Source organism: Nocardioides psychrotolerans (genome assembly GCF_943371775.1).
GTDB classification, from domain to species: Bacteria; Actinomycetota; Actinomycetes; order Propionibacteriales; family Nocardioidaceae; genus Nocardioides; species Nocardioides psychrotolerans_A.
Genome location: NZ_CALRWD010000040.1, coordinates 21,352 through 39,473, shown reverse-complemented (window position 1 = coordinate 39,473; position 18,122 = coordinate 21,352). Strand labels below are relative to the sequence as shown.

The following is an 18,122-nucleotide window of genomic DNA, read 5'->3' as shown; positions in this document are numbered from 1 at the left end:
GACCTTCTGGGTCGCCAGGAGGTCGAAAACGTCCCGCACTATCCCGGCAGGTGACCCTCAGACCAGGTCGACCGCGCGCACGCTGGAGGCGTCCATGGCGGTCTCGATCTCGGCGAGCGTCTCGGGGGCGATGGCGGAGTCCACGGAGAGGGCGACGAGGGCCTGGCCGCCCTTGGCGTCGCGGGCGACCTGCATGCCGGCGATGTTGACCCCGGCGTCGCCGAGGACCTGGCCGACCGTGCCGACCATGCCCGGGCGGTCGACGTAGGTGAAGAACGCGAGGTGCTCGGTCGGCTCGATGTCGATCTCGAAGCCGTTGACCTCGACGAGGCGCTCCTTCTGGTTGATCCCGACGAGCGTGCCGCTGACCGAGACCTGCGAGCCGTCGGCCAGGGTGCCGCGCAGCGTGATCAGGTTGCGGTGGTCGGGGCTCTCGGAGTCCAGGACGAGGCGTACGGCGGTGCCGCGCTCGGCCGCGAGCAGCGGCGCGTTGACGTAGGACACCTGGTTCTCGACGACGTCGGTGAAGACGCCCTTCAGCGCCGCGAGCTCGAGCACCTTCACGTCGAACTCGGTGATCTCGCCCCGCACCTCGACGTCGATCTGCTGGGCGACCTCGCCGGCCATCGCGGTGAAGACGCGGCCGAGCTTCTCGGTGAGCGGGATGCCGGGGCGCACGTCCTCGGCGATCACGCCGCCCTGCACGTTGACCGCGTCGGGCACGAGCTCGCCGGAGAGCGCGAGGCGCACCGACTTGGCGACCGCGATGCCGGCCTTCTCCTGGGCCTCGTCGGTCGATGCGCCGAGGTGGGGTGTCGCGACGACGTTCTCGAGCTCGAAGAGCGGGCTGTCGGTGCAGGGCTCCTGGGCGAAGACGTCGAGGCCGGCGGCGGCGATGCGACCGGTCTTCAGGGCGTCGTGGAGCGCGACCTCGTCGACGATGCCACCGCGGGCGGCGTTGACGAGCACCAGCGACGACTTGGCCTTGGCGAGCTGCTCGGCACCGATCAGGCCCACGGTCTCAGGCGTCTTGGGCAGGTGGACCGACATGAAGTCGGCCTCGGCGAGCAACGTGTCGAGGTCGACCAGACGCACGCCCATCTGGGCGGCACGGCCGGCCTGCACGTAGGGGTCGTAGGCGATGACGTTCATCCCGAAGGCGCTCAGGCGCTGCGCGACGAGCACGCCGATGCGGCCGAGGCCGACGATGCCGACGGTCTTCTCGTAGAGCTCGATGCCGGTGTAGCGCGACCGCTTCCACTCGCCGTTGCGCAGGGCCGCGTGGGCCGGCGAGACGTGGCGGGCCGCGGCGAGCATCAGCGCGACGGCGAGCTCGGCTGCGGAGACGATGTTGGAGGTCGGCGCGTTGACGACCATCACGCCCGACTGGGTCGCGGCCCGCACGTCGACGTTGTCGAGGCCGACCCCGGCCCGCGCGACCACCTTGAGCCGGGTGGCCGCGGCCAGCGCCTCGACGTCGACCTTGGTCGCGGAGCGCACCAGCAGCGCGTCCGCGTCGACGATGGCCGCCAGCAGCTCGGCCCGGTCGGCCCCGTTGCAGCTGCGGATCTCGAAGTCCGGTCCGAGCGCCTCGACGGTGGCGGGGCTGAGCTCTTCGGCGATGAGTACGACGGGCTTGCTCACAGCGGTGTCCTCGAGGTTGGTGCCGGGGATGGAGGGCGCACGACGCTGTGCGGGCGTCACGTTACCTGACCGTCACACGCGAAAACCCGTCGCGCACGCCGGGTGGGACGTCTATCGTCGATGAGTCCTGCCCCCGCTCCGAGGTGGTCCCGCGTGCTGCTCTGAGGTGCCGTCCCCGCGCCAGTCCCTGGCGTCTCGACCCCACCCTGCTCGGAGCCCGCATGTCCGCTGTCATCTCCCTGTCCTCCGTCGGCTTCCACTGGCCCGACGGCACCCCGGTCCTCGTCGACCTCGACCTCCTGGTCGGCCCCGGCCGCTCCGGCCTCGTCGGCGTCAACGGGTCCGGCAAGTCCACCCTGCTGCGCCTGGTCGCCGGCGCGCTCACGCCCAGCAGCGGCCACGTCATCGTGGCCGGCGAGGTCGGCTACCTGGCCCAGGACCTCACCTTGCGCACCGACCAGCGTGTGACGGAATTCCTCGGCATCGCACCCGTGCTGGCGGCCATCGCGGCCGTCGAGGCCGGCTCGGTCGAGCAGGCCCACTTCGACGTCATCGGCGACGACTGGGACGTCGAGCACCGGGCCGTGGCCGAGCTCGCCCGCCTCGGCCTACCCGCGGACGTGCTGGGTCGCACGATGGGCGAGCTGTCCGGTGGTGAGGTCACGCAGCTCGGCCTGGCGCGGCTCCTCCTGCGGCGGACCGACGTGCTGCTGCTGGACGAGCCGACCAACAACCTCGACGCCCCCGCCCGTCAGCGGCTCTACGACATCGTCGACGGCTGGACCCGCACGCTCGTCGTCGTGAGCCACGACCGCGAGCTGCTCGAGCGCGTCGACCGGATCGGCGACCTGAGGGGCGGTGCCGTGCGGTGGTACGGCGGCGGGTGGTCGTCCTACGCCACGCAGGTCGCTGCGGAGCAGGAGGCCGCGGCGCAGGCCGTGACGGGTGCCCGCTCCGACGTGCGGCGCCAGCGCAGCGCCCAGCTCGAGGCCGAGCGCCAGCTGGCCCAGCGGCGTCGGGTGGCCCACCGGGCCGAGCAGTCGGCCGGGCTCGGCAAGGCGCAGGTCAACTACAAGAAGAACCAGGCAGAGCGCTCCGCGGCCGGGCTGCGTGGCGTGCACCAGGCGCGCCTCGAGTCAGCCCGCGAGCGTCTCGACGAGGCCGAGTCGCGGCTGCGGGAGGACCGGGAGATCCGCATCGACCTGCCCGGCACCGAGGTGGCGCGCGGGAGCACGGTCCTGACCACGGACGGGCTCGTGCTCCGGACCGGGGCGCGGGTCGACCTGGAGGTCCGCGGCCCGGACCGGGTCGCGCTCGTCGGGCGCAACGGCAGCGGCAAGACCACGCTGCTGCACACGGTCGCCGCCCGGCTGGCTCCGCTCGGCGGGACGGTCGAGACCCACGTGCCGGTCGGGCTGCTCCCCCAGCGGCTCGACCTGCTCGACGACGACCTGTCCGTCGTCGCCAACGTCGCGGCGCGGGCACCCGGCGTCGACCACAACGCCGTGCGGGCGAGCCTGGCGCGGTTCCTCTTCCGCGGCTCCGCTGCCGAGCGGCTCGTGGGTGTGCTGTCCGGCGGCGAGCGGTTTCGCGCGACGCTCGCGACGGTCCTGCTCGCCGACCCCGCGCCCCGGCTCCTGCTGCTCGACGAGCCGACCAACAACCTCGACCTCCCGTCGTACGACGCTCTGGTGTCGGCGCTAGCGTCCTACCGTGGCGCGCTGCTCGTCGCCAGTCACGACGAGCGCTTCCTCGAGGACATCGGCGTCAACCGCATCGTCGACCTCACCGACCTGACAGGGTGAGACGCGTGGACCTCGACACGGACCGGCTCCTGCTGCGCTCCTTCACCGCGGACGACGCGGACTTCGTGCTCGACCTCCTCGGCCGGGCCGACGTGGTGCGCTGGCTCGACGACGGAGAGCCACAGCTCATGACCGACCTCGACGCCGCCCGCGCCAAGATCGCCTCCTGGTCCGAGCTCGACCCGCCGCTGCACCAGTGGGCGATCGAGGTCCGCGCCACCGGCGCGTTGGTCGGGTGGGTCTGCCTCGTGCCGGTCCCCGACTCCGGAAGGCCCGACTCCGAGGCACTGGTGCAGGTCGGGTGGACGCTGCATCCGGAGGCCCGCGGCCAGGGCTTCGCCACCGAGGCGGCCCGGGCGGTCGTCGACCACGCGCTGCGCGCCGGTCTCGACGAGGTCCGGGTGCTGATGATGGTCGACAACGAGGCGTCGGTGCGGGTCGCCCGACGGCTCGGGCTGCGCGACCTGGGCATCACGGACCAGTGGTACGAGTCTCCGTCGCGGATGTTCCTCGCCACGCCCGCGGACGGCTAGAGCAGGGCCCTAGTCTCGGCGCATGGCCATCGCGGACGAGCAGTTCATCTCCTTCACGACCTTCCGCCGCACCGGCGAGGCCGTCTCGACCCCCACGTGGATCGTGCCCGTGAGCGACGGTCGCGTCGGCTTCTGGACCGCCATGGGGACGGGCAAGACCAAGCGCCTCGCCCACACGCCCCGGGTGCTCCTCCAACCCTCGGACCGGAAGGGCACGGTCAAGGCCGGCACCGCCCCGGTCGAGGGCACCGCCGAGATGGTGCGCTCCGGCGCGCTCTTCGACGAGGTGCAGGGCCGGGTGCGGGCCAAGTACGGCTTCATGACCAGGCTGACCAGGGTCCTCTCCAAGCTCGGCCCGCAGGGCCGCAAGGGCCTGACCTACGCCGACACGGTCGTGCTCGTCCGCCTCGCCGAGTAGGTTGCCGCGCATGGCGAACCACTGGACCCTGGGCTGCGACGCGGCCGACCCGCAGGCGCTCGCCGCCTTCTGGGCACTGGCGCTCGGCTATGCCCCCGAGCCCGGCTTCGACGAGCCCGACAACGCCTCGATCATCGACCCGGCGGGCATCGGCCCGGCCATCGGCTTCCTCCTGGTCCCCGAGCCCAAGACCGCCAAGAACCGGATGCACATCGACGTGCGCGTCTCCGGCGAGCCGCCGTGGGACATGCCCGAGCGCGAGTCGCTGATCCGCGCCAAGGTGGCCGAGCTGGTCGGCGCCGGGGCGACCGAGGTGCGCTCGGAGCACTATGACGAAACCTTGGGCCACGTGGTCATGCTCGATCCCGAGGGCAACGAGTTCTGCGTGGCGTGAGGTGGTGGCGACACGGCGGTGGTCGCACACCTCTTCAGGGCGGGTCGTGTGCTTGAGGCAGCGCTGGGGCCCCGGCTGCGGCACACGACCGACAGTGCGCGCGCACCGGCTCAGACGAAGAGCGCCTGCCCGACGAACTCTCCAGGGCCGACCCCGGGCGGGACTGCGAAGAGCGCGGAGCCGGTGGTCTTGAGGTACTCCATCAGCGCGTCGTGCTGGGCCATCGCGTTCTGCACGGGGATGAATCCGGTGCGCGGGTCGCGGACGTAGGCGACGAAGAGCAGCCCGGCGTCCAGCCCGCCGAGCGCGTCGGTGCCGTCGACGAAGGTGTAGCCGCGGCGCAGCATCCGCGCTCCCCCGTGCTGGTCGGGATGCACGATCCGCACGTGAGCGTCGGCAGGGATGATCGGTCCGCCGCGGCCGGGCATGTCGAAGTCGGGCTCCGAGAACTCCTCGCCGCCCGACAGCGGCGCGCCGGTGCTCTTGGTGCGACCGACGAAGGCCTCCTGGTCGCCCAGCGGCTGGCGGTCCCAGACCTCGACGGTCATGTTGATGCGGCGCGCGACCAGGTAGGAGCCACCGGCCAGCCATGCGGCAGCAGGGTCGTCGGAGGGCCCGACCCAGACGTGCTTGTCGAGCGCCGCGGACTCCTCCGCCTTGACGTTGGCCGTGCCGTCCTTGAAGCCGAAGAGGTTGCGCGGGGTGTCCTGGGACACCGACGTCGACGACGTACGCCCGAAGCCGAGCTGGGACCACCGCATCGACGTCGTGCCGAAGCCGATCCGCACCAGGTTGCGCACCGCGTGCACGGCGACCTGGGGGTCGTCGGCGCACGCCTGGATGCAGAGGTCACCGCCCGAGCGGGCCGGGTCCAGCAGGTCGGCCGGGAAGTGCGGCAGGTCGCGCAGCGCCTCGGGCAGCCGGTCGGCGAGGCCGAAGCGGTCGCGGCCGTCGGCGTCGCGGAAGAGCGAGGGACCGAAGCCGAAGGTGATCGTGAGCCCGCTCGCCGACAGGCCGATCGCCTCGCCGGTGTCGTCGGGCGGCAGGTCGAGCGAGCCCTCGACGGGACCGATGTCGCCGGCCGGCAGGCCCGCCGTCATCCGCTCGGCCGCGAGCGTCCACGCCTGCAGGAGCGCGACCAGCTCGTCGCGCGAGTCGGTGACGACGTCGAGCGCCGCGAAGTGCAGCCGGTCCTGCGCGGGCGTCACGATGCCCGCCTGCCGCACCCCTCTGAAGTCGTACGACGAAGCCCGCGACGCCCCGGCGCCGGCGGCGGGTGCTGCCACGTCGGCCGTCGCGCGGCCGGTGACGAACGCGCCGGCCACTCCGGCGGCGGCGACTCCCCCACCGAGCAGCCCCCGACGGGAGACCTGACCGGCCACCATCAGGAGAGCACGGCCGCGGTCAGGCGCGAGAGCGGCTCGGACAGGGCGTTGACGGCGTCGGAGAGGGCCTTGACCTCCTCGGACGACAGCTCGTCGTAGTAGCGGAAGCCGTCGGCGGTGCGCTGCGCGTCGAGCAGCACCTGGAGCTCGTCGAAGCGGTCCGTCAGCTGGGCGGCGAGCTCGGGGTCCTTGGTCTCGAGCAGGGGCGCGACACCGTCGAAGCCGACGCGGGCGCCGTCGACGTTGGCCTGGAAGTCCCACAGGTCGGTGCGCGACCAGTACTCCTCCTCGCCGGTGACCTTGCCGGTGGCGACCTCCTCGAGCAGGCCGCGCGAGCCGTTGGCGACCTGGTCGACGGTGAAGGTCAGCTCCTGGAGCCGGCCGTCGAGGGTCACGGTGTTGGCGAGCAGGTCACGGGCGTAGGTCTCGCGCTCGACTGCGGTCAGCGGCGTGTAGTCCTCGGCCCGAGCGGGCCAGAGGTCCTTCTCCAGCAGGTGCCAACCGGTCCACTTCTGCCCGGGCTCGAGGTCGGCCTCGCGGGCGTCCATCCGGGGGTCGAGGTCGCCGAAGGACTCGGCGACGGTCTCGATACGCTCCCAGTGGGTGCGGGCATCGGCGTAGAGCGCGCGGGCGCCGTCGTCGTCGCCGGCCCCGTAGAGCGCGACGAACTCGCGGGTCTTGACCAGGAGCTGGTCGGACTGGTCCTGCACGTAGGCGGCGTAGTTGGCCTGCGCGGCCCGGATCAGCTCGTCCTCGTCGGCGCTGACCTCGACCTCCTCGTCGGAGGCGGTCACGGTGAAGTCCGAGCGGATGCCGCCGCCGGTCATGCCGGGCTTGCAGGCGGTGACATAGCTGCCGGCAGGCACGTTGGCGACGAGCGCGCGGGTGATGCTGGGGCCGACGTTCTCGACCTCGGCGACGATGCGCAGGCCGTCCTCGGCCAGCAGGTAGAACTCCGTGACCTGCGACCCGGAGTTGGTCACGTCGAAGCTGAGGGTGCCGGCGGGCGCCTCGGTCGCCGAGAGGTCGCAGGCCTCGTCGGAGGAGTCGACCGAGAGGGCGCGCGCGTCGCCGCTCTCCCCCGAGGAGGTCGGGGTCGTGCTCTCCACGCCGCAGGCGACGAGGGCGGGCCCTGCGACGAGGAGGGCGGCGGTGATCCAGGACGAGCGCTTCACGGGGTGCTTCCTTCGATGACGGTGGCGGTGGGGGCAGGGGCAGGGGCAGGGGCAGGGGCAGGACGAGCAGGCGGCCCGCCCGAGCGGCGCCGCGTGGAGCGGAGGAAGAGGACCGAGACGGGAACGACGTAGACGGTCCAGGCGAGCGCCTCGAGGACGGTCGTGGCCGGGGAGAAGTTGAAGACGCCCTTGAGGAGCGTGCCGTGCCAGGACCCCGGCGGGATCGCGGCGGTGACGTCGAAGGCGAGGGTGTGGAGGCCGGGCAGGAAGCCCGCCTCCTGGAGGTCGTGGACGCCGTAGGCCAGGACGCCCGCCGCCACGACGACGAGGAACGCACCGGTCCAGGTGAAGAAGACGGTCAGGTTGATGGTGATGGCGCCGCGATAGACCAGGTAGCCCAGGACGACCGCGGTGAGGATGCCGGCCAGTGCTGCGACGAGGGGCCCGGCGGTCTGGTCGGCCGTCGGCGCGAGGTCGCGCCCGATGGCGGCCTGGGTGTTGGACCAGAGGATCAGGGCGGTCTCGAGGCCCTCCCGCCCGACCGCGAGGAACGCGACGAGCGCGAGCGACCAGACGTGGCCCTCGGCGGCGTCGTCGATGCGCCCGCGCAGCTGGCTGCCGATCGTGCGGGCGGCGCCGGCCATCCAGAAGATCATCCAGGTCACGAACGCCGCCGCGATGATCGAGAGGGTCCCGCCGATGAGCTCCTGGGTGCGGAAGTCGAACTGCAGCGACTGCAGGCCCAGCCCGAGGGTGATGCCCACGCTCAGCACGATCGCCGCCGCCACGCCGACCCAGATGCGCGGCAGCAGGTGTCGGCGGCCGGACTTGACGAGGTAGGCGACCAGGATGCTCACGACGAGGCTCGCCTCGAGCCCCTCGCGCAGTCCGATCAGGTAGTTGGCGAGCACCCCACGAGGCTACGACAAGAAATTAGGTTTGCCTAACCAAAGTGAGGGTGACCTCACTTCGCGTGCCGCCCGGAGTCCGGACCGCGGTCAGATCGCGCAGCCGTCGGGGCCGCACGCACCGTCGCCGGCGCCGTCGGCGCCGCCGACCACCTGCAGGCTGGGGCGCGACTCCGCCCAGGCCTGCTCGAGCACCTGCGTGAAGGCCTCGGCCGGCTGCGCGCCCGAGATGCCGTAGCGGGCGTCGACGACGAAGAACGGCACGCCCGTGGCGCCGTAGGCCCGCGCCTGCGCGACGTCGGCGGCGAACGCCTCGGCGTACTCCTGCGAGGCGAGCACCTCGTCGACGCGCGCGGCGTCGAGACCGACCGACAGCGCGGCGACGCGCAGCACGGCGTGGTCGCCGACGTCCTCGGCGCGGGTGAAGTACGCCGCCAGCAGGGCCTCCTTCAGCTCGCGCTGCAGCGGCGGTCCCCCGGCGTCGAGGGCGAGGTGGAGCAGCCGGTGGGCGTCGACGGTGTTGGTGTGCACGTTGTCGAAGAGGCGCATCTCGAGGCCCTCCTCGGCGGCGGTCTCGATCAGGCCCGTCATCATCTGGCGCATCTCGTCCTCGCTGCGGCCGTACTTGCGCGACAGCGTCGTCAGCGTCTTCTCGGTGCCGTGGTGGGGCGCGGAGGGGTCGAGCTCGAAGGAGCGGTAGACCACCTCCACCTCGTCGGCGTGCTCGAAGGTGGACAGGGCCGTCTCCAGACGGCGCTTGCCCACGTAGCACCAGGGGCAGACGACGTCGGACCAGATCTCGATGCGCATGAGGGGGTAACGCCGAGGACGTCGGTGATGTTCCGGTCTCGGGGTCAACCCCGAGGTGTCGTCGGGGGTGGCTCCGGGGGTCGGCTCAGCAGTCTCCCCGATGTGCCGAGGGACCCGGTCCCGCGAGGCTCGTCCCCATGATCACCGTCGAGTCACTCAGCAAGTCCTACCGCGGCTTCACCGCGGTCGATGACGTCTCCTTCACCGCCCGTGCCGGGCGCGTGACCGGCTTCCTCGGCCCCAACGGGGCCGGCAAGTCCACCTCCATGCGGATCATGGTCGGTCTCACGCCCGCCTCGTCGGGCACCGCCACGGTCCTCGGCCGCCGCTTCGCCGACCTGCCCGACCCCGGCCGCGAGGTGGGCGTCCTGCTCGACGCCTCCGCGCAGCACGCCGGTCGCACCGGCCGCGAGATTCTCACCATCGCGCAGCGGACCATGGGGCTCCCCCGCGGCCGTGTCGACGCCATGCTCGAGCTGGTCAGCCTCACCGACGCGGAGTCGCAGCGCCGGGTGCGCCACTACTCCCTCGGCATGCGCCAGCGCCTGGGCATCGCCACCGCCCTGATCGGCGACCCCGAGGTCCTGATCCTCGACGAGCCGGCCAACGGCCTCGACCCGGCGGGCATCCGCTGGATGCGCGACCTGCTGCGCGGCTACGCCGACGCCGGTGGCACCGTCCTGCTCTCCTCGCACCTGCTCCACGAGATCGAGGTGATCGCCGACGACCTCGTGGTCATCGGCCAGGGCCGGATCGTCGCGCAGGGCACCAAGACCGAGCTGCTCGCGGCCGCCGGGACGGTCGTCCGCAGCGCCGACGTCGCCGGACTGACCGCCGCGCTCGAGGCCGCCGGCCTAAGCCCCACGGCGTACGACGGCGGCGCGGTGCGCACCGACGCGGACCCCTCGCTCGTCGGCTCGATCGCGCTCGCCGCCGGTGTGGCCCTCACCGAGCTGCGCAGCGCCGACGGGGCCGGGCTCGAGGAGATGTTCCTCGAGCTCACCGCAGACACCCAACGAGAAGGAGCAGCGGCATGAGTGCCGTCACCACCGTCGAGCCCACCCGGACCACCGGCGCCCCGGCCCGCACCCCACGACCTGTCCCTCCCCGGACGCCCACCAGCCGGATCCTGGCCGTCGAGCTGCGCAAGATGTTCGACACCCGCTCCGGCTTCTGGCTGCTGGCCAGCATCGGCATCACCGCGGTCCTGGCCACGGGCGCGGTCATCATCTTCGCCTCCGACGACCAGATCACCTACGACAACTTCGGCGCCGCCGTCGGCGTGCCGATCGCGATCCTGCTGCCGATGATCGCGATCCTCTCCGTCACCAGCGAGTGGTCGCAGCGCAGCGGACTGACGACCTTCACGCTCGTGCCCCACCGGTCCCGGGTCATCCAGGCCAAGCTGGTCGCCGCCATCGGCATGGGCGTGGTCTCGATGCTCGTCGCCGTCGGCGTCGGCGCTCTCGGCAACCTGCTCGGCGCCGCGATCACCGGCAACGACGCGGTGTGGGACATCTCGGTCACCCACATGGCCTACATCGTCCTGGCCAACGTGCTCGGCATGCTGGTCGGCTTCATGCTCGGCGTCCTGGTCCGCAACTCGGCCGGCGCGATCGTGGGCTACTTCGTCTACTCGTTCGTCCTGCCCACGCTGTCGATGCTGCTCGCCGCCAACGCCTCGTGGTTCCAGGACCTGCAGCTGTGGGTGGACTTCAACTTCGCCCAGGGTGCGCTCTTCGAGGGCGACATGACCGGCGAGGCCTGGGCCCAGCTCGGCACCGCCGGGCTGATCTGGCTCGTCGTCCCGCTCGCGGTCGGGCTCCGGCTGGTCCTGCGCTCCGAGGTGAAGTAGCCCGAAATGCCGAGTCGGCGCGATGTTGCAGCAGTGCTGTGCAACATCGCGCCGACTCGGCGTGGTGGATCAGCGGGCGGACGTGCCCTCGACGTAGTCGGAGTCGTGCGACTTGACCCACGCCATGAGCTTGCGCAGCTCGCGACCGGTCTTCTCGATCGGGTGCGACTCGCCCTGCTCGCGGAACTTCGTGAACTCCGGCGAGCCGTTGTCCATGTCGGCGATGAAGCGCTCGGCGAACTTGCCGTTCTTGATGTCGTCGAGGACGGCGACCATGTTGGCCTTCACGTCGGGCGTGATGACGCGGGGGCCGGAGACGTAGTCACCGAACTCGGCGGTGTCGGAGACCGACCAGCGCTGCTTGGCGATGCCGCCCTCATACATCAGGTCGACGATGAGCTTGAGCTCGTGCAGGCACTCGAAGTAGGCGACCTCGGGCTGGTAGCCGGCCTCGGTCAGCACCTCGAAGCCGTACATCACCAGCTGCGAGGCACCGCCGCACAGCACGGCCTGCTCGCCGAACAGGTCGGTCTCGGTCTCCTCGGTGAAGGTGGTCTTGATGCCGCCGGCGCGCAGGCCGCCGATGCCCTTGGCGTAGGACAGCGCGAGGGGCCAGGCGTTGCCAGAGGCGTCCTTCTCGACGGCGACGAGCACGGGGACGCCGCGGCCGTCGACGTACTCACGACGCACGAGGTGGCCGGGGCCCTTGGGGGCGACCATGAAGACGTCGACGCCCTCGGGAGGCGTGATGTAGCCGAAGCGGATGTTGAACCCGTGGCCGAAGACCAGGGTGTCTCCCTCGGCGAGGTGAGGAGCGATCTCCTCGGCGTAGAGCTTGCGCTGGTGCTGGTCCGGAGCCAGGATCACGATCACGTCGGACTCCTCCGCGGCCTCCGCGGGGGTCACGACGCGCAGGCCCTCGGCCTCGGCCTTGGCGCGGCTCTTGGAGCCGGGCTGCAGACCGATGCGGACGTCCACGCCCGAGTCGCGCAGGGAGAGCGCGTGCGCGTGGCCCTGGCTGCCGTAGCCGATCACCGCCACGTTCTTGCCCTGGATCAGGGACAGGTCGGCGTCGTCGTCGTAGAACATCTCAGCCACGTCGGGCTTCTCCTTCTGGTTGTTTCACTCTGGGGTTCTGTACGCCGCGAGGTCGCGGCTCAGCTCACGATGGCAGGTGGTGCGGGGATCGCGACCGGGCGCAGGCTGCGCTCGGAGATGGAGCGGGAGCCACGGCCGATGGCGACCTGGCCCGACTGCACGAGCTCGCGCACCCCGAAGGGCTCGAGGACGCGCAGGAAGTCACCGATCTTGGCGGTGTTGCCGACGATCTGGATCGTCACGGCGTCGTTGGCCACGTCGATCACCTTCGCACGGAAGAGCTGGACGGTGTCGAGCACCTGCCCCCGGGTCTCGGCGTTGGCGGCGACCTTGACCAGGACCAGCTCACGGTTGACCGAGGCCTGCGGGTCGAGCTCGACGATCTTGATGACCTCGACGAGCTTGTTGAGCTGCTTGGTCACCTGCTCGAGCGGGGACTCCTCGACGTTGACCACGATGGTCATGCGCGAGACCTCGGCGTGCTCGGTCGGGCCGACCGCCAGGGAGTCGATGTTGAAGCCGCGGCGGCTGAAGAGGCCGGCGATGCGGGCCAGGACACCGGGCTTGTTCTCGACGAGGACGCTGAGGGTGTGGGTGGTCGTCACAGGTCGTTCTCCTCGAACTCCGGCGCCAGGTCGCGCGCGTACTTGATGTCGTCGTTGCTGGCGCCGGCGGCGACCATCGGCCAGACCATCGCGTCGCGGTGGACACGGAAGTCGACCACGACGGGCACGTCGTTGATCTCCATGGCCTTGCGGATGGTGGCGTCGACGTCGGCGGGGTCCTCGCAGGCGAGCCCGACGCAGCCGTAGGCCTCGGCGAGCTTGACGAAGTCGGGGATCCGCTTGGACTCCAGGTCGGTGTTGGAGTAGCGCTCGTTGTAGAAGAGCGTCTGCCACTGGCGCACCATGCCGAGCGACTCGTTGTTGATGATCGCGACCTTGATCGGGATGTCGTTGATCGCGCAGGTGGCCAGCTCCTGGTTGGTCATCTGGAAGCAGCCGTCGCCGTCGATCGCCCAGACCGTCTGGTCGGGGCAGCCGACCTTGGCACCCATGGCGCCGGGGACCGCGAAGCCCATGGTGCCGAGGCCACCGGAGTTGATCCAGGTGTTGGGCTTCTCGTAGCTGACGTAGTGCGCCGCCCACATCTGGTGCTGGCCGACGCCGGCGGTGTAGATCGTGTCCGGGCCCGAGATCTTGCCGAGGCGCTCGATGACGTACTGCGGCGAGAGGCCCTCGGCCGGGGTGTCGTAGCCGAGCGGGTACGTCGTCTTGACGCCGGCCAGGAACTCGACCCACTGCTCGTAGTCGCCGGTGTTGCCCGCGTCGGCCTCGGTCTGCAGCGCGATGACCAGGTCGCTGATGACCTCGCGGACGTCGCCGACGATCGGCACGTCGGCGTGACGGTTCTTGCCGATCTCGGCGGGGTCGATGTCGGCGTGGATGACCTTCGCGCCGGGAGCGAAGGACTCCAGCTGTCCGGTGACCCGGTCGTCGAAGCGCGCGCCCAGGCTGATGATCAGGTCGCTGCGCTGGAGGCCGGCGACCGCGGCGACGGTGCCGTGCATGCCCGGCATGCCGAGGTGCTGCGGGTGGCTGTCGGGGAATGCGCCGCGCGCCATGAGCGTGGTCACGACCGGCATGCCGGTGAGCTCGGCCAGGACCCGCAGCTCCTTCGACGCGCGGGAGCGGATGGTGCCGCCACCGACGTAGAGGACCGGGCGGCGCGACTCGAGGATCAGTCGCGCGGCCTCGCGGATCTGCTTGGCGTGCGGCCGCGTGACGGGGCGGTAGCCGGGCAGGTGCAGCTCGGTGGGCCACTCGTAGGACGTGGTGGCCTGCAGCGCCGACTTGGCCACGTCGACGAGCACCGGGCCGGGACGACCTGTCGAGGCGATGTAGAAGGCCTCGGCGACCGTGCGGGCGATGTCGTCGGGGTTGGTGACCAGGAAGCTGTGCTTGGTGATCGGCATCGTGATGCCGCGGATGTCGGCCTCCTGGAAGGCGTCGGTCCCGATCGCGCTGGCGGCGACCTGGCCGGTGACGGCCACCATCGGCACGGAGTCCATGTGGGCGTCGGCGAGCGGGGTCACCAGGTTGGTCGCGCCGGGTCCCGACGTGGCCATGCAGACGCCGACCTTGCCGGTGGCCGAGGCGTAGCCCTGGGCGGCGTGCCCGGCGCCCTGCTCGTGGCGCACCAGGATGTGGCGGATCGAGGAGTCCATCAGCGGGTCGTAGGCCGGGAGGATGCAGCCTCCCGGGATGCCGAAGATGTTCTCCGTCCCGGCTGCTTCCAGCGACTTGATCAGGCTCTGCGCACCTGTCATCTGCTCGCTCATCAGGTTGTCATCCTTCGTGGTGGTCTGGCCCGTCCCGACAACGGCTCGTCCTAGCAACTGTGCTTCCAACAAAAAACCCCTCGGTTGCCTGGGCAACGAGGGGCGACGCGCTGGCTGATCAAGTCAGCTGGCGCGTCCAGTGCGTACAAGAAGGTCGAGAAGCATGGGCCAACCGTAACGCCGCGGGTGTCGTGCCGTCATCCGAGTGTGACAGGCGTCCCACATGGCGGGACGCCTGTCCCACCATGTGAATCGGCGCGGGCCTCAGGCGTCGGCAGCGACGTCAGGCGGTGGCCGAGCGACCCACCCAGGTCGTGAGGCAGACCTTGTTGCCCTGGGCGTCGGCCAGCACCCAGAAGGAGGGTGCCCGCTCGTCGCTGACCAGGGTGCCGCCGGCCTCGAGCGCGGCGGCGATGCGCGGCTCGACCTGCTCGGGCGGGATGCGCAGGTCGAGGTGGAAGCGCTGGGCGGGCTCGTCGTGCCGCTCGGCCTTCTGGAACCAGATCGTGGGGCGGGTGCCGTCGGGGTCGACCAGCTCGTCGTCGTGGGCCTCGGTCGCCTCGTAGCCGAGGACGGCGGCCCAGAAGGGCTTGATCTCCTCGTGGTCCCACGTGTCGAGGCCGAGCTCGAGCACCCGGGTGGCGGCCGGCGCGGCCTTGGCGCCCAGCGAGCCGGCGAGGTCGCTGATGCGGCGGGCGAGGTCGATGTCGCGGCTCGTGACGCCACCGACGTCGTGGCTGGTCAGCCGGACGTCGACACGGGGGTAGGACAGCTCGAGGTCGGGGTGGTGGTCCATCTCCTCGGCCGCCGCCCCGATCCGGTCGACCAGCGCCAGCCCGGTCGCGAAGTCACCGGTCTCGAAGCGCGCGTGCAGCGAGGAGAACATCAGCCGCCAGTCCTCCAGCAGCGCGGTCTCGACGTCGTGCCCGTCGAGCACCCTCGTGGGGTCGGTCTTGTCGTCGGTCTTCTGGTCGTCGCTCATGGCAGCACCACCTGTCCTATCGGTCCGGGGTTGAAGGCGATCTCCCACCGATACCCGTCGGGGTCGCCGAAGTAACCGCTGTAGCCACCCCAGTCACGCTCGAAGGGCTCGCTGACGGGGTCGGCGCCGGCTGCGCGCGCGGTCGCGAGCACCTCGTCGACCTCGTCGTGGGTCGCCACGTTGTGGGCGAGGGTCACGGGCACGATGCCCGGGCCGCGCACGATCGGGCCGACCTCGGCCTCGAACTCCGCGGCGGCCCACAGCGAGAGCACGAGGTGCTCGCCGGTCTGGATCATCAGGACCTCGCCCGGCACGTCCAGCGCGGCCGGCCAGCCGAGGCCGTCGACGTAGAACGCCCGCGACGCCTCCAGGTCTGCCACGGCGAGCGTGATGAAGCTGATCCGAGGGTCCATGCGCTCCAACCTACGCCGGGTCGCCGACACCCTTGCGCCACGCGGTGTAGGAGCGCACCGGGGCCCGCCGGGGCCGGACCAGCCACGGCCACGGGTGCACCTCGACCGGGTCGAGGCGGGCGGCCAGCCGCGCCCACCCCGGCACCGGGGCGTACGTCGTGGCGAGGGGCAGGTCGGCGAGCTCGACGTCGACGCGTCCCCGGCGCACCTCGAGGGGGCGGGTCGTGGCCAGGTCGCCGAGCGTCTCGGCGAGGAACACCAGCCGCTTGCCCGAGAGCCGCAGCCGGCGCAGGAGCGGCTCGTCGAAGACGAAGACGGCCGGGCGGTCGTCGTCGGCGGCCAGCGCGGGGTCGGTGACGCCCAGCGACTCCGCCGTCAGCCAGACGACCTCGCCGCCGGCGCCCTCGACGCCCGTCGGCCCACCCGGGATCTCGGCGGCGCCGAGGTAGGGCCCGTCGACGTCGGGCCCGAGCTCGGCGTCGGGCCACTCGGGGATCGGGCAGGAGCGCGACAGCGCGCACGAGTCGCACAGGCCGGGAGAGCGCTTCTCCACCTGCCAGCGGCTGAAGCCGTAGGGCTTGCCGCTGCCGGTCCCGACCGTCCACTGCCAGCCGAGCCGGTTGGCGGCGCGGGACCCGTCGAGGAGGTGCACGAACATCGCGTCCTCCCCCGCGCGCCAGGGTGCTCCGGCGCGCACCGCCCACTGCGACGCCATCCACATCCTGACCTGGTTGACCATCCAACCGTCGCCGCGCAGCTCCTCCATCGCGGACCCGACGCAGGCCATCTGCGCGGGCCACCGGTCGTCCCACGGTCGGCCCGGGGTCGGCTGGGCGTGGCGCAGGGGCTCGCCGAGCGCGGTGCCGACACGGGCGTAGAGGTGACGGGCGTACTCCTGCCAGAGGAGCTCGTAGCGGTACTTCTCGCGGTCACGCGACGGGGCGTCGGCCACCGCGTCCCAGACCTCGCGCAGGCTCACGAGGCCGTGGCGGATGTAGGGCGACAGGCGCGTCGCCCCCCGCTTCCCGACCGGGAGGACCGTGCTGCGGTCGCGGGCGTAGCCGGAGACGTCGAGACCGGCCAACGCCGCGTCGGCGGCGACCTGGCCGCCCCGGATCGCACCGGGCCGGATGCCGTCGGCGCCCTCCAGGGCCAGGTCGCCGAGGTGTGCGGCGACCCAGGTCGCCACGTCCTCGGGCGTCGCTCCCGCGCCCGGCGCAGGTGGTGGGGGCAGGATCATCGGGGGCCTCCGGTCCGGGCGTCGCGCCGGCCGGGGTCGTGGGATGCGGACACGTCGAGAGCGTAGGTCGGGGCACCGACTGCTCCGGCGCCCTACGCTCTCGCCATGAGGCTCGACAGCCGCACCGCGCGGCGGTGGCACACCCTGACCGCTGCCGTCGCCGTCACGGCCCTGGTCCTGCAGCTGGTCCTGATCGTCATCGGCAACCCGGTGCTCGACGAGGTCGAGCCTCCGGGCCTGGCGATGCGCGTCTACCGCTTCTTCGCCTACTTCACCATCGAGAGCAACCTGCTGGTCGCCGTCGCAGCCGTCACCCTGGCGCGCGACCCCGGGCGCGACGGACCGACCTGGCGCGTCGTCAGGCTCGCCGGCATCGTCGGGATCGCGATCACCGCCGTCGTCCACTTCGTGCTGCTGCGACCGCTCCTGGACCTGGAGGGCTGGGACTGGGCTGCGGACAAGTTGCTGCACATGGTCGTGCCCGCGCTGGCGGTCGTCGGCTGGATCGCCTTCGGGCCGCGTCCGCGGATCACGTCACGGGTCGTGTGGCTGGCGCTGCTCTTCCCGTTGACATGGGCCGCCTGGACGCTGACCTTCGGCGCGCTCGACGGGTGGTACCCCTACCCGTTCCTCGATCCCGACGAGGAGGGCTGGGGTGCCGTGCTGGTCGCCGTCGTGGGGATCACCGCGGTGTTCCTGGCGTTCTTCGGCGCTGCCGCGTGGTGGGACCGACGCTCGCCACCACGGCCCGAGGTGCCCTAGCGTCGCCCCATGACCGCAGGAATCAACCCGACCGTCCCTCCCAGCGGCACCGGGTGCGTCGAGTGCGACGAGACCGGCGGCTGGTGGGTGCACCTGCGGCGCTGCGCCCAGTGCGGCCACGTCGGCTGCTGCGACTCCTCACCGGCCCAGCACGCCTCCGCGCACCACCGCTCGACCGGGCACCCGGTGATGCAGAGCTTCGAGCCGGGCGAGGACTGGTTCTGGGACTTCACGACCGACGCCGGTTTCCTCGCCGACCCCCTGGCCCCACCCACCTCCCACCCGGAGGACCAACCCGTCCCCGGCCCCGCCGGACGCGTCCCGGCCGACTGGCAGGACCACGTCCACTGACGGACCTG

General features: G+C 71.7%; 19 protein-coding genes. 8 read left to right on the top strand and 11 right to left on the bottom strand.

Annotation, left to right across the window (positions count from 1 at the left end):
• Positions 1-57: 57 nt before the first annotated feature.
• Positions 58-1,704, bottom strand: coding sequence for a phosphoglycerate dehydrogenase (gene serA / locus AAG827_RS12745; protein WP_341926403.1), 1,647 nt, complete (start codon positions 1,702-1,704; stop codon positions 58-60).
• A 161-nt stretch (positions 1,705-1,865) separates the two neighbouring features.
• On the opposite strand from serA, the gene AAG827_RS12740 reads away from it, so the two are divergent.
• The 4 genes from AAG827_RS12740 to AAG827_RS12725 are packed head-to-tail and all read left to right on the top strand — an operon-like array spanning position 1,866 to position 4,794.
• Positions 1,866-3,449: an ATP-binding cassette domain-containing protein gene (locus tag AAG827_RS12740; protein ID WP_341926402.1), complete on the top strand. Its 1,584-nt coding sequence runs from the start codon at positions 1,866-1,868 to the stop codon at positions 3,447-3,449.
• Between the two features lie 5 nt (positions 3,450-3,454).
• Complete coding sequence (locus AAG827_RS12735; RefSeq protein WP_341926400.1) at positions 3,455-3,982, top strand: GNAT family N-acetyltransferase; 528 nt, start codon at positions 3,455-3,457, stop codon at positions 3,980-3,982.
• 22 nt (positions 3,983-4,004) lie between these two features.
• Positions 4,005-4,400 carry a PPOX class F420-dependent oxidoreductase gene (locus AAG827_RS12730; protein WP_341926399.1) on the top strand — a complete coding sequence of 132 codons (396 nt, stop codon included), beginning with the start codon at positions 4,005-4,007 and terminating at the stop codon, positions 4,398-4,400.
• Positions 4,401-4,410: 10 nt separating this feature from the next.
• The gene (locus tag AAG827_RS12725) at positions 4,411-4,794 is read left to right on the top strand and encodes a VOC family protein (protein WP_341926398.1); all 384 of its coding nucleotides are present in this window, start codon (positions 4,411-4,413) and stop codon (positions 4,792-4,794) included.
• Positions 4,795-4,904: 110 nt separating this feature from the next.
• Here AAG827_RS12725 and efeB read toward each other — a convergent pair whose 3' ends face one another.
• The 4 genes from efeB to AAG827_RS12705 all read right to left on the bottom strand — a co-directional run bounded on the left by efeB (position 4,905) and on the right by AAG827_RS12705 (position 9,072).
• Complete coding sequence (efeB, locus tag AAG827_RS12720; RefSeq protein ID WP_341926397.1) at positions 4,905-6,176, bottom strand: iron uptake transporter deferrochelatase/peroxidase subunit; 1,272 nt, start codon at positions 6,174-6,176, stop codon at positions 4,905-4,907.
• Positions 6,177-6,178: 2 nt separating this feature from the next.
• Positions 6,179-7,354, bottom strand: a complete 1,176-nt coding sequence (gene efeO / locus AAG827_RS12715; RefSeq protein WP_341926395.1) for an iron uptake system protein EfeO — start codon at positions 7,352-7,354, stop codon at positions 6,179-6,181.
• Positions 7,351-8,265: an iron uptake transporter permease EfeU gene (gene efeU, locus AAG827_RS12710; RefSeq protein WP_341926394.1), complete on the bottom strand. Its 915-nt coding sequence runs from the start codon at positions 8,263-8,265 to the stop codon at positions 7,351-7,353. The genes efeO and efeU overlap by 4 nt, the downstream gene beginning before the upstream one ends.
• Positions 8,266-8,352: 87 nt before the next feature.
• Positions 8,353-9,072: a DsbA family oxidoreductase gene (locus AAG827_RS12705; protein WP_341926392.1), complete on the bottom strand. Its 720-nt coding sequence runs from the start codon at positions 9,070-9,072 to the stop codon at positions 8,353-8,355.
• Positions 9,073-9,209: 137 nt separating this feature from the next.
• On the opposite strand from AAG827_RS12705, the gene AAG827_RS12700 reads away from it, so the two are divergent.
• Together AAG827_RS12700 and AAG827_RS12695 are read left to right on the top strand one after the other, a co-directional pair.
• Positions 9,210-10,109: an ATP-binding cassette domain-containing protein gene (locus AAG827_RS12700; protein WP_341926391.1), complete on the top strand. Its 900-nt coding sequence runs from the start codon at positions 9,210-9,212 to the stop codon at positions 10,107-10,109.
• On the top strand, positions 10,106-10,927 hold the full coding sequence (locus tag AAG827_RS12695; protein ID WP_341926390.1) for an ABC transporter permease: 822 nt from the start codon (positions 10,106-10,108) through the stop codon (positions 10,925-10,927). Before AAG827_RS12700 ends, AAG827_RS12695 begins: the two co-directional genes overlap by 4 nt.
• A gap of 69 nt (positions 10,928-10,996) precedes the next feature.
• Here AAG827_RS12695 and ilvC read toward each other — a convergent pair whose 3' ends face one another.
• The 6 genes from ilvC to AAG827_RS12665 all read right to left on the bottom strand — a co-directional run bounded on the left by ilvC (position 10,997) and on the right by AAG827_RS12665 (position 17,001).
• Complete coding sequence (ilvC, locus tag AAG827_RS12690; RefSeq protein ID WP_341926389.1) at positions 10,997-12,025, bottom strand: ketol-acid reductoisomerase; 1,029 nt, start codon at positions 12,023-12,025, stop codon at positions 10,997-10,999.
• A gap of 59 nt (positions 12,026-12,084) precedes the next feature.
• Complete coding sequence (ilvN, locus tag AAG827_RS12685; protein ID WP_309648499.1) at positions 12,085-12,630, bottom strand: acetolactate synthase small subunit; 546 nt, start codon at positions 12,628-12,630, stop codon at positions 12,085-12,087.
• Positions 12,627-14,366 carry an acetolactate synthase large subunit gene (locus AAG827_RS12680; RefSeq protein WP_341926386.1) on the bottom strand — a complete coding sequence of 580 codons (1,740 nt, stop codon included), beginning with the start codon at positions 14,364-14,366 and terminating at the stop codon, positions 12,627-12,629. Before AAG827_RS12680 ends, ilvN begins: the two co-directional genes overlap by 4 nt.
• A 283-nt stretch (positions 14,367-14,649) precedes the next feature.
• The gene (locus AAG827_RS12675; RefSeq protein ID WP_341926385.1) at positions 14,650-15,348 is read right to left on the bottom strand and encodes a 4a-hydroxytetrahydrobiopterin dehydratase; all 699 of its coding nucleotides are present in this window, start codon (positions 15,346-15,348) and stop codon (positions 14,650-14,652) included.
• Positions 15,345-15,761, bottom strand: coding sequence for a VOC family protein (locus AAG827_RS12670; protein WP_341926384.1), 417 nt, complete (start codon positions 15,759-15,761; stop codon positions 15,345-15,347). Before AAG827_RS12670 ends, AAG827_RS12675 begins: the two co-directional genes overlap by 4 nt.
• Positions 15,762-15,771: 10 nt before the next feature.
• A complete protein-coding gene (locus tag AAG827_RS12665; protein WP_341926383.1) occupies positions 15,772-17,001 on the bottom strand; it encodes an FAD-binding domain-containing protein in 1,230 nt (409 codons plus the stop codon).
• 105 nt (positions 17,002-17,106) lie between these two features.
• On the opposite strand from AAG827_RS12665, the gene AAG827_RS12660 reads away from it, so the two are divergent.
• Both AAG827_RS12660 and AAG827_RS12655 read left to right on the top strand, forming a co-directional pair.
• Positions 17,107-17,763, top strand: coding sequence for a Pr6Pr family membrane protein (locus tag AAG827_RS12660; RefSeq protein WP_341926382.1), 657 nt, complete (start codon positions 17,107-17,109; stop codon positions 17,761-17,763).
• Between the two features lie 9 nt (positions 17,764-17,772).
• Entirely contained in the window at positions 17,773-18,114 is a 342-nt protein-coding gene (locus AAG827_RS12655; RefSeq protein WP_341926381.1) for a UBP-type zinc finger domain-containing protein, read from the top strand.
• Positions 18,115-18,122: the final 8 nt, after the last annotated feature.